We start from the raw sequence: 14,252 nt of genomic DNA, 5'->3' as shown, positions 1-14,252 counted from the left end.
ATTATGAAGAAGATTTCCCTATTGACACTTTTACTGCTGCTCTTTACAGGCTGTGCCTCGGAGAGTAGAAAGCAAGCAAACTCGTTGGTAGAGGCTGCACAACAGGCTTTGGATGCGGGTCTTCTTGAGGATGCTACGATTTTGGCGGATAGCCTGCACCGTACATTCCCCAAGGAGATTGCTGCCCGAAAAGCCATGGAGCCTATCCGAAAAGAGGCAATAGACCGTATCTGTACACGGGATATGGCTTATATAGACAGCCTCAGACCTATCAAGCTGCAAGAGATAAGCGCAATGGAGACAGAGCTGTTCACGAGAATAGAAAACAAAGAGTTTGCTGATGAGACGCTCTTGCGCTTCAAAGGCTTTGATGGCATCACTTCTCCCTCGGCTCCATTCCTGGATGTGTACATCAAGGAAAAGGATATGAAGATTCAGCTGATCTCCGGATGTGCCGCTCCCGATAAGGGATATGGTCATACCGGATTCCTTGTGGTGGATGAGAAGAGCGGGCTTGAGTTCCGTTCGGATGAGATAGAGTATGACGGCGGAGTCAATTACCGCTTTACGGATGGCGGTATCACTTACGAGCGGATTACTTATCCGGAGAGCAATGTACTTGAACTGGCAGCCCTCTTAGGCTCTATGGAGACCATGCCGGGTAAGATTAAAGTACAACTTTTATCTCCCAAAGGTAAAGCTCCATCTTTTACACTCTCCTCTGCTGCTATGGATGCCATAAAAGGTTGTGGCAGACTCATCCTGCTCAAAAAAGAGATGGAAGATATGGAAAAACATTATACAAGAACCCAACAACGTCATGCAAGCATTTAGAAAACACGGATTGGTCGTATCGCTACTATTTTGTACATTTGTAATGGCTATCGCTCCGATGGCCGTATCACAACTACCAAAAACAACACAAAAACGTATGAGTCAAGTAACATTAAAAGGTAACCCGATCCGCCTTCAAGGCGAAATGGTAGCCGTAGGAGCAATGGCTCCGGACTTTGAAGCAGTGAAAGTGGATCTTTCTACCGTGAAACTTTCAGATTATAAGGGCAAGAAAGTAGTTCTAAATATTTTCCCAAGTATAGATACAGGTGTTTGCGCTCAGAGTGTAAGAACATTCAACAAGGAGGCAAGCAATCTTGAAAATACAGTGGTACTTTGTCTTTCCAAGGATCTTCCTTTTGCAATGGCGAGATTTTGCGGTGCAGAGGGTCTGGAAAATGTAGTGCCTGCTTCTCTTTTCCGTGCAAAAGAGTTTGACGCAGCGTACAATCTTCTTATGGTTGAAGGCCCATTGGCTGCTCTTACAGCAAGAGCGGTGATCGTCTTGAACGAAGAGGGAAAAGTGATTTACACAGAACTTGTTCCTGAAATAGCACAAGAACCGGACTACGCTAAAGCAATAGCAGCTTTGAAATAATCCGAACAGACCTCTTTTTTCTCTGATAATAGAGAAGAGAACTAATATCAAGCAGCCCTGCACAATGTGTGGGGCTGCTTTTTTTGTAGATCTGATACCGGTTTTCATATACCTTATTTTTTATTGAATAATGGTATTGGATTAAAAATAAATGGAAAGAGTGAATATATAAAAGGGATGCCACAAATCTCTCGATCCGTGGCATCCTACTAACAACTTGTATAAAAAACGAAAGTAATCTCCAGAGGAGAGACCTTTAGAAGCCCTCTCCCGGAGATTCCAATGCCGCGAACTCACGTCCTGAGCATTAGAGCGAAATACTGTCCCTCTGTTACGAGGACTGTATGTGTATATTATATTTTCCTTTCAGAGCGTTTTTCTTCCTTATACAAACACTTGCTTGTGAGAAGAAAAACAAGAAAGAGTGATGTTCTATGAGAAGTCAACTACAAAGATAGCAATTGAAAAAGAGATTTGAAAAAGAAGCTTAAATATTCTTTTGCTTTTTTTGCACAAAAAAACAACGCCCTGAAACTTCAAGGCGTTATTCTTCTTTTTTGTTGAGCGGAAGACGGGACTCGAACCCGCGACCCTAACCTTGGCAAGGTTATGCTCTACCAACTGAGCTACTTCCGCGATTTTTTGTCTTGAAAAGAGACCCTCCCTTTTCGACGTTGCAAAGTTAAGAAAAACTTTTTATCAACCAAAAGGTTTCATAAAAAAACAAGAATCATTATTCCTGATAACTTTCTTGTCTTTCAATTAACCTGTGGGCCCTAACGGATTCGAACCATTGACCCCCTGCTTGTAAGGCAGGTGCTCTAAACCAGCTGAGCTAAGAGCCCGATCACGTTCTCTTATCTTTTTATTCGGAGTTTTAGTTGTGGGCCCTAATGGATTCGAACCATTGACCCCCTGCTTGTAAGGCAGGTGCTCTAAACCAGCTGAGCTAAGAGCCCGAAATATATTTCGGTTTCCGTATTCAAAGAGAGCATCATCTTCACCGAAGTAAAGAGAGAATGCCAAACATGAAGAACGTGAGGAATAAAAGTGGGCCCTAACGGATTCGAACCATTGACCCCCTGCTTGTAAGGCAGGTGCTCTAAACCAGCTGAGCTAAGAGCCCCAATCTTATTACTACATTATAGCAATTTGTGAAGAATTTCAGAGTAGATCCTTAAACGGGTCTGCTGTGCGGCATCGCTATGCCGTGTAAATTCTGTGCAAAGATATACTTTTTTTTCGATACGGCAAGAGTACACCTTCTTTTTCTCTTACCATAGCCACGTTACGCATTAGTTTTATTATATTTGAAAGCTAAAACGAGGGCAGAGAAGCTCTTTGTCCACATCATATCAATAAAGCTTTGAAAGAAATAATCTCTTCCGTAGAGCGTGAGCTCGCTCTCTTTACAACCAGATATATGCAGGCGTTGGATAGTGGATCTACTACACTTTCCTCCGCATTGGAGCATCTGTATGCCTCTATGGGTAAGCAGGTTCGTCCTGCCATTTTGTTGCTCACGGCCAAATGCTTCAAACCGATCTCCGATCCGATACTGGATGCCGCCGTGTATATCGAGCTGCTTCATACGGCAACGCTTATCCACGATGATGTTGTGGATAATACTCCCAGACGTAGAGGTATTCCGGCGTTGCACTCTATCATGGACAACAAGGCGGCAGTCCTGGTTGGAGACTATCTTTTATCTACGAGTCTCTATCTTGCGGTCAAGAGCAATAGCATGGCTGTGCTGGACGTTTTGATGGCTTTGGGGCGTGAACTTTCCGAAGGAGAGCTTTATCAGCTCGATTTGGCACACACCGATGCGCCTACCGAAGAACAGTATCTGAACATCATAAAGAAGAAGACCGCTTATCTCATAGCTTCTGCGATGAAGATCGGAGTGTTGCTATCCGATGTTACGGACGAGGAAGTGATAGATAGGATATTCCATGCAGGTATTCTGTTGGGCTATGCTTTCCAAATAAAAGATGATATTTTCGATTATCAGGAAGCCTCTTCAAACAAGGATTTGGGTAAGCCTGTCGGAAATGATCTTCGTGAACATAAAGTAACCCTTCCTCTTATATACGCATTGGAGAAAGCGTCCGATGCAGAGAAATATAGAGAGATTCTCAAGGAGGAGAAGCTTTCGGACGAACAGATTACCACTCTTATCTCTTTTGCAAGAGAGAATGGAGGAATAGAGTATGCCCAGCAACAAGTGGACAGATATATTGCCGAGGCGGTGGCGATATTGCAACAATTCGTCCCTGAAGGGGAGGCAAAAAGAGATCTTATAGCCCTTTGCCACTTTGTTGGGAGTCGGAAACGCTAAGCAGAGCAAGGAATTGGGTCTTATTATCGACGGGGAGCAACGATGTTGTTCCCCTTGTTATTTTTCCTCCCTCTATGATTGCCGACTTCTGTATGGCAGATACGTACTCCAATGCTTCTCCCTCTTTGGGGAAGTAGACTATCTTGTACGTGCCGGATGTGCAGTAATCGGAGAGAAACAGAGCGATATGTCCCATCGTCGGACGAATATTCAGCTCTACACAAGGGTGGTATCCGATCTCACTATTGCCTATTCTGTATCTCATGGCATCCACACCCAAAAATCCTTCGTAGGTATCAAGAGCCGGAACAGAGGGGAGAGCTTGCCGGATGATCTCTGCCAGATCTTCGGCGTTGTCGGACTTCAACTCCGGGCTGACCCTGTTCCCGATATATCTACCTCTTTCTGTGATAAACTCCGAACGTCCAAGAAACAGAAACTTTTCCTCACTCTTATTGGAGCTGTAATACTCGAAAGCCATATCTTTTTCCTTTTCGAGAAAAGGTTCTACGTATAGCTCCCCTTGTTTTTTTAGAAGCCCTGTGAGAGAAGAGTAGAGATAATCCTCTCGGTTTATCCCCTTTTCCAAGAAAAAGACCCCTCTGCCCGAAGAGGAGTAAGGACTCTTTATCACTTTCGGGGTGTTTGTCCGGAGCTCTTGCTCCAGTTCATCCTGCGTGGAGATGGTTCTGAGCGCTTCTTTAGGGAGCTGAAATCTTTCCGGATAGCTATCCAGCAGAGCATCAAGCAGTATATAGCTGCTTTTTCTGCTGCCCCAAAGGCGCATCTCATCCATTGATGGAATACTTCCTATATTATAAGGAATGTCATGCAGATCCGGACTCCAACCCCATGGAAGAAGGTTGTACTGCTTCTCTTTTCGGGGCAACAGCTCCGAAACAGGCGTTCCGCATATCGGCATTTGTGCATTCTTCCATCTTTCGGGACAAAAAGAAAAGAGAGAATCCCCACTTTTTGCTCCCAAGTAGAACGGGAGCAATGCAAGGTCTTCTCTCATCTTTTGAACCTGCTTAGGAGGGGTATAGCCTCCTCGCAAGTGCGGTAGAAGACTCTCTTCATACCCCGGATTGAATACAAAGAGAGTACTACACATCTTGTTTATGCCTTATCCTTTAAGAGCCTTTTGGAGAGCTTTTCTGCGTTCTGTAAGTCTCTCTATCTCTCTTTTCAGGTTGTCCATCTTCTTTATAACGGGAGCCAGTAGGGCATCTTTGCCGCTTCCCGATGCGCTGAAGAAGCTGAGGTTGTTTTCGTATTGCTTCAACTCATGCTCCATCTTCTCAAGCAGTGTGTTGAGGCTTCTTATTTCGCCGTTGATAGTATCGTTGTTCATCTCCTCTATCGGAGTGCTGTAACGAGGACCCGAGTGGCGACCTTTGCCCGGCTCTCCCTTGTGGGCTTTTGCCTGAGCCGCTCTGAGCGCAGAGTAGAAAGCATCATTGATCTCATCTTTATGCTTCGCCGGAACAAGCCCCACCTTAGACCACTCTTCCTGCAACTCGGCAATGCGTTCTGCCAACTCTTCCGGAGAGAGTTCGGAAGCAGACAGGCTCTCCATCTTGGAAGCTATCTCTCTCTTCTGTTTCAGGTTGGCTTCTCTTTTTGTATTACGATCTTTCAGGTCTGCCTGCTTTCTGTCGAAAAAGTGATTGCAGGCTGCCTGGAAGGCGTGCCACAGCTTGTTTGCCTCCGCACTCTTTACACCGAGACCTCCAAGCTCTTTCCACTCTTTTTGCAGATCCATCAGTTTTTGGCTCGTAGGTACCCAATCGGTGCTATCTTTAAGGGCTTCCGCTTTTTCGAGAAGTTGAGCATACTTTTCCAGATGCTTGTCGATCTTTTCTCTGAACATCTTTGCGGATGTCCGTCGTTGTGCAAAGAAGCTGTTCGTAGCCTCTCTGAATCTCTTATATATCTCTGTATTGTTTTTTTTCGGAACCGGGCCTATGGTTCTCCACTCTTCTCTCAGTGCTTCGATGAGAGCAGCTGCGGCTTTCCACTGTTCGCCCGTAGAGGGGAGAGGATTAAGGATGGCTTCAGCCTTTTCGCACAAAGCCGTCTTCTTCTCAAGGTTTTTCTTCTCGTTTTCTCTCCTTTTTTCAAAGAAGGAGGAGTGGTTTTTGTTTACGATCACAGTAGCATCCTTGAACTCTTTCCACATGGGTTCTCTGAGATCCGGAGCCACCGGACCGGTCTCTTTCCACCTGTCGTGAAGAAGCTGGAGAGCATTAAAGGCAGATATAGGATCATCGCTCTCGCTTAGCTTTACCGCTGCTGCGATGAGCTGTTCTTTGATCTCTTTGTTCTTTTGGAAGTCTAAGTCGCGAAACTCGTTGGTAAGATTTTTAAGCTCGTAAAACTCTTCCATCAGCTTGGAATAGCGAGAAAGATACTCGGACTTCACTGTCGGGTCTACCTCTCCCAGTGCATCCCACTGCTCTCTGATGCTGTTGAACTGTTGCTTGATGACGGACATATCTTCCGTTGAGGAGAGCAACTCCTGCATTCTGTCGAGGAGCTTGCCTTTCTCTTCCGTATGCTTACGAATCTCTTCACGAATGCGCTCTTGCTGAACCGCACGAACCTCTTTATACCTTGTCAGGATCTGCATATACCGGAGCACCGCTGCTTCGTTTTCCGAACCCTCCTGTCCATCGGCAGATGGGGTTAGGCGGTAGTAGTAAGCGGATAGTCTGTCTGCATCTTCACGGGAAGGTACTTCGTTAGCATTCAATAGCTCCTCCATTCGGTTGGCTATCTCTTCTATGCCTATGCTTGCTACCTCATTATCCTGAGGGAGCATATCTTCTTTCTTTTCTTCCATGTGTTACCGTTTAATTATAAAGAGTGATATGGTTCTTACTTGCAAAATAAATGAAAAAAATGGAGACCGCAACACTTTAACGCTGTTTTGATGCAGGCTCTGCTCGTCGGAGCTGTCTGTTTTCAAGGGTGTTGCCGTTTTTCTGCCTGTTTCTGTCGGTTTTTCCTCTTGTTGTTTGTGTCTCTTATTGTTGTTGCTTACGGCATCTGTTCTCATTTTTCCGATGAGAACCGGGGGTATTAAACCGCTTTAGTATATATATAAGGTATAGTAAACGTATTGAGATCTGTTCGTGAACCTTTTCAGATGTGAAAATCGTGTCTTGACTTCTGCAACTCATGTTTTGATTTCTGCAAGTCAAACCCTGATTTTTGGATTTCAGGCTTTGATGTGTAGATCCGAAAGGCTTTAGAGCAGGTTTTTAACGGGATAAAACCATCTTGTTTGCCTGTTCAGACACTGTTTTAAGCTCCTGTTTTTGTGGTGTGATCACTATCAAATGTAGTGGTTGTGATTTTTTATTGTTTTGAAACAAACTATATGATTTCTCTTGAAAGTGGCGAAATATCTACGTTTCTGCTTGCTCGTCAAAATAAAATTGTTACTTTTATGCTCTTTTCTCCCGAAAAGATTTGCATATTAAAAATAAAGTCCTTACCTTTGCATCGTGGTTTTTTCATAATAGTATTAGATTTAAGGTTAACAAAGATGGTTAGGGGATGTCGTGAGACATCCTTTAATTTTTTATACCAACCCCATTTCTTTCCGGGAGATTCTCCTCTTTTCTGCTGCGAGAATGTTTTTCTTCAATAATATTTGAATTTTCAATGAATTAAATAGTAACTTTGCATCACTTTGAAAGAGAAACAAACGATTACATTTTACTATTATAGCATCTTTCTCTTGTAGTCAGCCTTTGGTCGTCTGATCACTTCTTCGAATTGTCCACGATGTGGAGAGTGTTTTGGTTGAAGTTGTACGTAAAGACCGCCTGGAGGATGACCCTCTGAAAAGAGAGATAAAGAGGGGTGTTTGGGAGCATTACGAAAGGAATAGCTAATAATTTTGAAAATACTGTGCAAACTCACTACATTTGCACAACATTCAACACATTAAAAACGTAACATTATGGACAAAAACCCGGATGTTTTGGTTGTAAAGGATATAGTGGTGCGCTTCTCCGGAGACTCCGGAGACGGAATGCAGCTCACTGGCAACCTTTTCTCCGATCTTGCCGCAATACTCGGCAATCAGATCTCAACGTTTCCGGACTTTCCGGCAGAGATTCGTTCTCCTCAAGGTACTCTCAGCGGTGTTTCCGGCTTCCAGGTTCACCTTGGAACGGATGCTGTTCATACCCCCGGAGATTTAGCAGACTGCCTTGTAGCAATGAACCCGGCTGCACTAAAAATCAATGTTAACCAAATTAAGAAGAACGCAATCATCCTTTGCGATTCGGACTCTTTCACCCCGGCAGACTTGAAGAAGGCAGAGTATGCCACGGAAAATCCATTTGAAGAACTCAAATTGACGCAAGCGCAGATCATGGAAGTGCCCATCTCTTCTATGACTAAAGAGGGGCTCAATGAGTTTGACATGGAACCGAAAGACAAGTTGCGCTGTAAGAATATGTTCGCTTTGGGATTGGTTTGCTGGCTTTTCGGAAAAGAGATCGACCATGCAGAGAAACTCCTTGCAAAGAGATTTGCGCGAAAAGAGAAGGTTCTTGCAGCCAATATAAAGGCTCTTACAGATGGTTATAATTATGGTGCCAACACTCACGCATCGGCGATGACTTACCGCATAGAAGGTAAGACGGGAGAAAAGGGGCACTATATGGATATAAATGGTAATAAGGCTACATCTCTCGGATTGGTTGCAGCGGCTGAGAAAGCAGGTTTGAAGCTCTTCCTTGGTAGTTATCCTATTACTCCGGCTACGGATATCTTGCACGAGTTGGCTAAGTTGAAGCATCTTGGTGTAAAGACTGTTCAGGCTGAAGATGAGATTGCAGGTATCTGTACTGCCATAGGTGCATCTTTTGCCGGAAACCTTGCCGTAACTTCCACATCGGGTCCCGGTCTTGCTCTAAAGAGTGAGGCAATGGGCTTGGCGGTTATGACAGAGCTTCCGCTTGTGATCGTGGATGTACAGAGAGGCGGTCCTTCTACGGGGCTACCGACCAAGTCGGAACAGACAGACCTTCTGCAGGCACTCTACGGACGCAATGGCGAAAGCCCTATGCCGGTAATAGCTGCCACATCGCCTTCGGACTGTTTTGATGCTGCATTTGAAGCGGCGAAGATTGCTCTCGAACATCTTACTCCGGTGATCCTTCTTACAGACAGCTATATCGCAAACGGTTCTTCCGCTTGGCGCATTCCGGACTTGGACAAATATCCTGAAATCAAGCCTCCTTACGCTCCTACTCATTACAAAGGTGCGTTGGAAGATTGGAAACCTTACAGAAGAGATTCCGAAACACAGGTAAGATATTGGGCTGTTCCGGGTATGGAAGGCTATACTCACCGTGTGGGCGGTCTGGAAAAAGACTATAACACCAGTGCAATATCCACCAATCCGGACAACCACCAACGTATGGTGCTTACTCGTAAAGAGAAAGTAGAACGCATAGCAGATACGCTTCCTATACAGAAAGTTCAAGGTGATGAGAACGCAGATCTGCTTGTAGTGGGTTGGGGAAGTACAGCCGGACACATATATACAGCTTGTGAAACACTTCGCAGAGAGGGTCATAAGGTTGCAATGACTCAGTTTAAGTATATCAATCCTCTGCCTCGTAACACAGAGGCTATCCTTAGAAAGTATAAGCGAATAGTGGTTATCGAGCAAAGCTTGGGTCAATTCGCTCAATATTTGGGAGGAAAGTTCCCGATGTTGGATATACATACACTGAACAGAGTGAAAGGACAGCCATTCAAGGTGTGGAGATTAGTAGAAGAGTTAAAAACCTATTTAAACGCTTAAACGAATGGATACTAAAGATATTGCAACGACCAAATACGAGGCAAAAGATTATAAGAGCGCGCAAGCAGTACGTTGGTGTCCCGGATGTGGCGACCACGGTGTGCTTGCAACCATACACAAAACAATGTCGGAAAGAGGTGTGGCGCCTCACAATACCGTAGTGGTTTCCGGTATCGGCTGTTCTTCTCGTCTGCCTTATTACATGAACACTTACGGCTTTCACTCTATACACGGTAGAGGTGCAGCCATTGCAACCGGAGTGAAGACCGCAAATCCCGAACTCGATGTCTGGCTTATAACAGGAGACGGAGACTGTCTTGCCATCGGAGGTAACCACTTCATCCATGCTGTGAGACGGAATGTCAATATCAATATCGTATTGTTCAACAACAAGATATATGGCTTGACCAAAGGGCAATACTCTCCTACATCTGCACGCGGATTTGTTTCCAAGAGTTCTCCGATGGGTACAGTGGAAGACCCGTTCATACCGGCAGAGCTTGCTCTCGGTGCTCGCGGACGCTTCTTTGCCCGTGCATTGGACGTGGATATGAAGATGATGCAGCAGTGTATGCTTGCAGGAGCCAACCATGAGGGTACTTCCGTAACCGAAGTGCTTGTAAACTGTGTGATCTTCAACCATGGTACTCACCGCGATTATTCGGCAAAAGAGGTTCGTGCAGACCGTACCATCTACCTCGAACATGGTAAAAAGATGATCTACGGAGCGGATAAGAACAAAGGTCTTGTGCTGGATGGTTTGCGTCTTAAATCTGTTACGATAGGTGAAGATGGCTATACGGAAGACGATATATTGGTTCACGACGCACATTGTAAGGATGATACCTTGCATCGTATGCTCGCAATGATGTCGGATGATATGCCTATCGCTTTGGGTGTGATCCGTGATGTCCCCGATTTGATCTACGACAGAGAGGTGGAACGTCAGGTGAAAGAAGCACAAGCTAAGACCGATATACACACGCTTCAAGCCCATATGTACAATATAGCCGGCTGGATCAATGAATAAATTGACAATAAATAAGTAGGCTTATTTATTGGTCAGTAGAATAAATCTAAGTACCTTTGCTCAAGGAGTCAGAGATGACAATTCTTCTTGAGTAGAGGTACTTTCTGTTTTGGTCTCCATTATCGTAATCCACTAAATGAAATTATTGTAGTATATAGTAACACACAACATCTAAATATTTATAATCTAACATTATGGCAAAATTAGATCTATCAAAGTATGGCATATCCAATGTCAAAGAGATTGTCTATAATCCTTCTTATGATCTGCTTTATGAAGAGGAGACAAAACCCGATCTTCAAGGTTTTGAACGCGGTCAAGTGACAGAGCTTGGCGCAGTAAATGTGATGACAGGCGTTTATACAGGACGTTCTCCAAAAGATAAATTCTTCGTGATGGACGATACAACCAGAGATACTATCTGGTGGACTTCTGAAGAGTATAAGAACGACAACAAACCTATCACCAAAGAAGCGTGGGATGAACTTAAAAAGATTGCATCAAACGAGCTTTCGGATAAGAGACTCTTTGTTGTCGATGCTTTCTGCGGTGCGAATGAGAACAGCCGTCTTAAACTTCGCTTTATCATGGAAGTGGCATGGCAAGCTCACTTTGTTACCAATATGTTTATTCGTCCTACCGAAGAAGAACTCAAGAACTTCGGTGAACCGGATTTTGTGATCATCAATGCTTCCAAAGCAAAGGTGGACAACTATGCCGAACTTGGTCTTAACTCGGAGACAGCAGTGGTATTCAACCTTACAGAGAAGATTCAAATCATCCTTAATACATGGTATGGTGGTGAGATGAAAAAAGGTATGTTCTCTTACATGAACTATCTTCTTCCTCTAAATGGTATGGCTTCAATGCACTGCTCTGCAAATACCAGCATGGATGGTAAAGAGACTGCCGTGTTCTTCGGACTGTCCGGTACAGGAAAGACAACACTCTCTACCGATCCTAAGCGCAGACTTATCGGTGATGACGAGCATGGTTGGGATAATGAAGGTATCTTCAACTTTGAGGGCGGTTGCTACGCTAAGGTTATCAACCTAAGCAAGGAGAACGAACCGGATATCTACAACGCTATCCGTCGTGATGCTTTGTTGGAAAATGTTACAGTGGATGCAAATGGAAAGATCGACTTCGAGGATAAGAGTGTTACCGAAAACACACGTGTATCTTACCCGATCTATCACATCGAAAACATTGTAAGACCAAAGTCGAAAGCAGGACATGCCAATAAGGTGATATTCTTGTCGGCAGACGCATTCGGAGTATTGCCTCCGGTTTCTATCCTTACTCCGGAACAAACCAAGTACTACTTCTTGTCCGGATTTACTGCCAAACTTGCAGGAACAGAGCGTGGTATCACAGAACCAACTCCTACATTCTCCGCTTGTTTCGGTGCAGCATTCCTCTCTCTTCACCCAACAAAGTATGCAGAAGAGCTTGTGAAGAAAATGGAGCAGTCCGGTGCCACAGCCTACCTCGTAAACACAGGATGGAATGGGACAGGAAAGCGTATCTCTATCAAGGATACAAGAGGAATCATCGATGCTATCCTTGACGGATCTATCGATAAGGCTCCAACCAAGAACATCCCAATGTTCGACTTTAAGGTGCCTACCGAACTTCCGGGCGTAGATCCTAAGATTCTCGATCCGAGAGATACTTATGCAGATCCTTCCGAATGGAATAAGAAGGCTGTCGATTTAGCAGAGCGTTTCCAAAAGAACTTTGTGAAGTTTACAGGTAACGAAGTCGGTAAGGCTCTTGTGGAGGCAGGACCGAAATTGAAATAATACTTCGGAAGAAGTAATGCAGATATTGTTGAGGGCTTATCTCTTATCAGACAGCAATTGATAAGAGGTAGGTTCTCAACTTTTTATTTAGATCCCTTAGTTAAGTCTTTTAGTACCTGTCCGTGAATAGAATGAAAGAGTCAAATAGATTTTACTCTTCCTCAAAACAAGTATTATTAACAAAGTGAAGCTTAATATTTAACTATTATTATATTAAAAGCAAGATTTTATTCTCTTAATTTGCAACATGAGAAAGTCCATCATATGGCCTATCGTTGTTCTGGCAGTATTCACACTTGTAGGTTTGTTGGTAATGCAAATCAACTATGTGTCCATTATGTATGACTCTCGTGCAGAGCAGTTTAATTCTGCCGTCAGGAGAGCTCTTAGCAATGTGAGCAGACAATTGGAATATGATGAAGCTCGACGCATATTGCAGAGCGAGCTGCTTGGGAGAAAGGTTTCCATAACAGAAACCACTCCTTCGACCGATCTGCTCGGCAGCGGCACGAGCCTTTATACCACAACTATCGACCCTAAGCTGTTCCAGCTTGATCAGCTTCCTGAGGTCAGCCAGTCTCATTGGGCAAAGAAAGAAGATCAGTTCGTTGCGACTTCTTCCAAGTTGCAGGAAGAGCTGCGAAAGAAGTTTCAGTATCAAAAGGAGATCATGAATGAGGTTGTTTTGGATATGATTACCCAAAATGACGAGCTTCCTATCTATGAGAGAATTTCGCGAACTCAACTTAAAAACGCCCTTGCATTTGAGCTTGAGAATAATGGCGTGAATCTTTACTACGTTTACGATGTGGTGGATAAGAACAATCACAGCTATTTCTCAACAGGTAAAATACCAAAAGGAGAGGCAGAGTCTACGTTCTCGCAGCTCATTTTTAAGAAAGACAGGCCGTCTCGTTATCTGTTTCTGAGAGTTTATTTTCCGGGACGAGGAGACTATCTGTATGAGACGATAGACTTTTGGGTGCCGAGTGCTCTGTTTACGATTTTCGTATTGGGAATGTTTATTTACACTACCGTTCGGGCTACCAGGCAGCGTAAATTAGCTATCATTAAGAATGATTTTGTGAACAACATGACGCATGAGCTGAAGACACCGGTGAGTACTATTCGTCTTGCAAACGAGTTTCTCATGGATAACAACTTGAATCTGTCACGGGAGCAAGTACAGAATAGGCTCAAAGTAATAGATCAGGAGACGAAACGGCTGAGTAATCTGGTGGATCAGGTTCTTTATACCTCGCTTTTGGATAAGAATTCCACTGTTCTGAAAATGGAAGAGTTGGATATTCAGGAACTGATTCTTGAGATTGCCAATACATACAGCATAAAAGTCGAAGGCATTGGAGGAACTGTTGATATAGAATTGGATGCTACGGAAAATGATGTCTTTGTCAATCGTACTCACATGACAAATATCATTACCAACTTGCTGGATAATGCTATAAAGTACAGGCGTGAAGAGGTCCCGTTGCAGCTGAAGATCGGTACGGCTAATGAAGGAGATAAACTGTGTATTTATGTATTGGATAATGGGATAGGTATCAAAAAAGAGTATTTGAAGAAGATTTTTGAGCGTTTTTTCAGAGTCCCTACCGGAAATGTTCATAACGTCAAAGGATACGGATTGGGGCTCTCTTATGTGGCAAATCTTATGCAACAGATGAACGGAAGCATCAAAGCGGAAAGCGAGCCGGGTCAATGGACGAAGTTTTCTATTTATCTCCCTATTATAAAGAACAAGTAAATGCAGATAGTAAAAATAAAGACAGAAAAATTATATAACCCTTTAA

9 protein-coding genes and 4 tRNA genes are annotated in these 14,252 nt (G+C 43.9%); 7 read left to right on the top strand and 6 right to left on the bottom strand.

What is annotated here, in order from left to right:
• Positions 1-3: 3 nt before the first annotated feature.
• On the top strand, positions 4-834 hold the full coding sequence (locus HQ29_RS02365; RefSeq protein WP_036867276.1) for a hypothetical protein: 831 nt from the start codon (positions 4-6) through the stop codon (positions 832-834).
• Between the two features lie 97 nt (positions 835-931).
• Entirely contained in the window at positions 932-1,432 is a 501-nt protein-coding gene (tpx, locus tag HQ29_RS02360; RefSeq protein ID WP_036789788.1) for a thiol peroxidase, read from the top strand.
• A 563-nt stretch (positions 1,433-1,995) separates the two neighbouring features.
• Here the strand turns inward: tpx and HQ29_RS02355 are convergent.
• The 4 genes from HQ29_RS02355 to HQ29_RS02340 all read right to left on the bottom strand — a co-directional run bounded on the left by HQ29_RS02355 (position 1,996) and on the right by HQ29_RS02340 (position 2,558).
• Positions 1,996-2,068: transfer RNA gene (locus tag HQ29_RS02355), tRNA-Gly, on the bottom strand.
• A 134-nt stretch (positions 2,069-2,202) separates the two neighbouring features.
• Positions 2,203-2,277 (bottom strand) — tRNA-Val (locus HQ29_RS02350).
• Between the two features lie 39 nt (positions 2,278-2,316).
• Positions 2,317-2,391 (bottom strand) — tRNA-Val (locus tag HQ29_RS02345).
• A 92-nt stretch (positions 2,392-2,483) separates the two neighbouring features.
• Positions 2,484-2,558: transfer RNA gene (locus HQ29_RS02340), tRNA-Val, on the bottom strand.
• Positions 2,559-2,798: 240 nt separating this feature from the next.
• Between HQ29_RS02340 and HQ29_RS02335 the strand changes: the two genes are divergently transcribed.
• Positions 2,799-3,773, top strand: coding sequence for a polyprenyl synthetase family protein (locus HQ29_RS02335; RefSeq protein ID WP_052089702.1), 975 nt, complete (start codon positions 2,799-2,801; stop codon positions 3,771-3,773).
• Here HQ29_RS02335 and HQ29_RS02330 read toward each other — a convergent pair.
• Both HQ29_RS02330 and HQ29_RS02325 read right to left on the bottom strand, forming a co-directional pair.
• Complete coding sequence (locus HQ29_RS02330; RefSeq protein ID WP_036867273.1) at positions 3,733-4,887, bottom strand: hypothetical protein; 1,155 nt, start codon at positions 4,885-4,887, stop codon at positions 3,733-3,735. The two genes, HQ29_RS02335 and HQ29_RS02330, sit on opposite strands and share 41 nt — an antisense overlap.
• 12 nt (positions 4,888-4,899) lie before the next feature.
• Positions 4,900-6,618: a DUF349 domain-containing protein gene (locus HQ29_RS02325; protein ID WP_036867271.1), complete on the bottom strand. Its 1,719-nt coding sequence runs from the start codon at positions 6,616-6,618 to the stop codon at positions 4,900-4,902.
• Between the two features lie 1,128 nt (positions 6,619-7,746).
• Between HQ29_RS02325 and HQ29_RS02315 the strand changes: the two genes are divergently transcribed.
• The 4 genes from HQ29_RS02315 to HQ29_RS02300 all read left to right on the top strand — a co-directional run bounded on the left by HQ29_RS02315 (position 7,747) and on the right by HQ29_RS02300 (position 14,206).
• Positions 7,747-9,606, top strand: a complete 1,860-nt coding sequence (locus HQ29_RS02315) for a 2-oxoacid:acceptor oxidoreductase subunit alpha (RefSeq protein ID WP_036846959.1) — start codon at positions 7,747-7,749, stop codon at positions 9,604-9,606.
• Between the two features lie 4 nt (positions 9,607-9,610).
• Positions 9,611-10,636 (top strand): 2-oxoacid:ferredoxin oxidoreductase subunit beta, encoded by a 1,026-nt coding sequence (locus tag HQ29_RS02310; protein WP_036789401.1) that lies wholly within the window; start codon positions 9,611-9,613, stop codon positions 10,634-10,636.
• A 194-nt stretch (positions 10,637-10,830) separates the two neighbouring features.
• Positions 10,831-12,441 (top strand): phosphoenolpyruvate carboxykinase (ATP), encoded by a 1,611-nt coding sequence (pckA, locus tag HQ29_RS02305; protein ID WP_036867267.1) that lies wholly within the window; start codon positions 10,831-10,833, stop codon positions 12,439-12,441.
• Positions 12,442-12,688: 247 nt separating this feature from the next.
• Positions 12,689-14,206, top strand: coding sequence for a sensor histidine kinase (locus HQ29_RS02300; RefSeq protein ID WP_036867266.1), 1,518 nt, complete (start codon positions 12,689-12,691; stop codon positions 14,204-14,206).
• Positions 14,207-14,252 lie beyond the last annotated feature (46 nt).

This window comes from Porphyromonas canoris (assembly GCF_000765975.1).
Classification (GTDB): Bacteria; Bacteroidota; Bacteroidia; order Bacteroidales; family Porphyromonadaceae; genus Porphyromonas_A; species Porphyromonas_A canoris.
Note: the sequence above shows the minus strand (reverse complement) of the source record. Positions and strands in the feature narration are given on the sequence as shown.

Excerpts from the sequence above, each read along its gene's own strand:
- HQ29_RS02365 (WP_036867276.1), top strand. The coding sequence starts at position 4 with ATGAAGAAGATTTCCCTATTGACACTTTTACTGCTGCTCTTTACAGGC.
- tpx (WP_036789788.1), top strand. The coding sequence starts at position 932 with ATGAGTCAAGTAACATTAAAAGGTAACCCGATCCGCCTTCAAGGCGAA.
- HQ29_RS02330 (WP_036867273.1), bottom strand. The coding sequence starts at position 4,887 with ATGTGTAGTACTCTCTTTGTATTCAATCCGGGGTATGAAGAGAGTCTT.
- HQ29_RS02325 (WP_036867271.1), bottom strand. The coding sequence starts at position 6,618 with ATGGAAGAAAAGAAAGAAGATATGCTCCCTCAGGATAATGAGGTAGCA.
- HQ29_RS02315 (WP_036846959.1), top strand. The coding sequence starts at position 7,747 with ATGGACAAAAACCCGGATGTTTTGGTTGTAAAGGATATAGTGGTGCGC.
- HQ29_RS02310 (WP_036789401.1), top strand. The coding sequence starts at position 9,611 with ATGGATACTAAAGATATTGCAACGACCAAATACGAGGCAAAAGATTAT.
- pckA (WP_036867267.1), top strand. The coding sequence starts at position 10,831 with ATGGCAAAATTAGATCTATCAAAGTATGGCATATCCAATGTCAAAGAG.
- HQ29_RS02300 (WP_036867266.1), top strand. The coding sequence starts at position 12,689 with ATGAGAAAGTCCATCATATGGCCTATCGTTGTTCTGGCAGTATTCACA.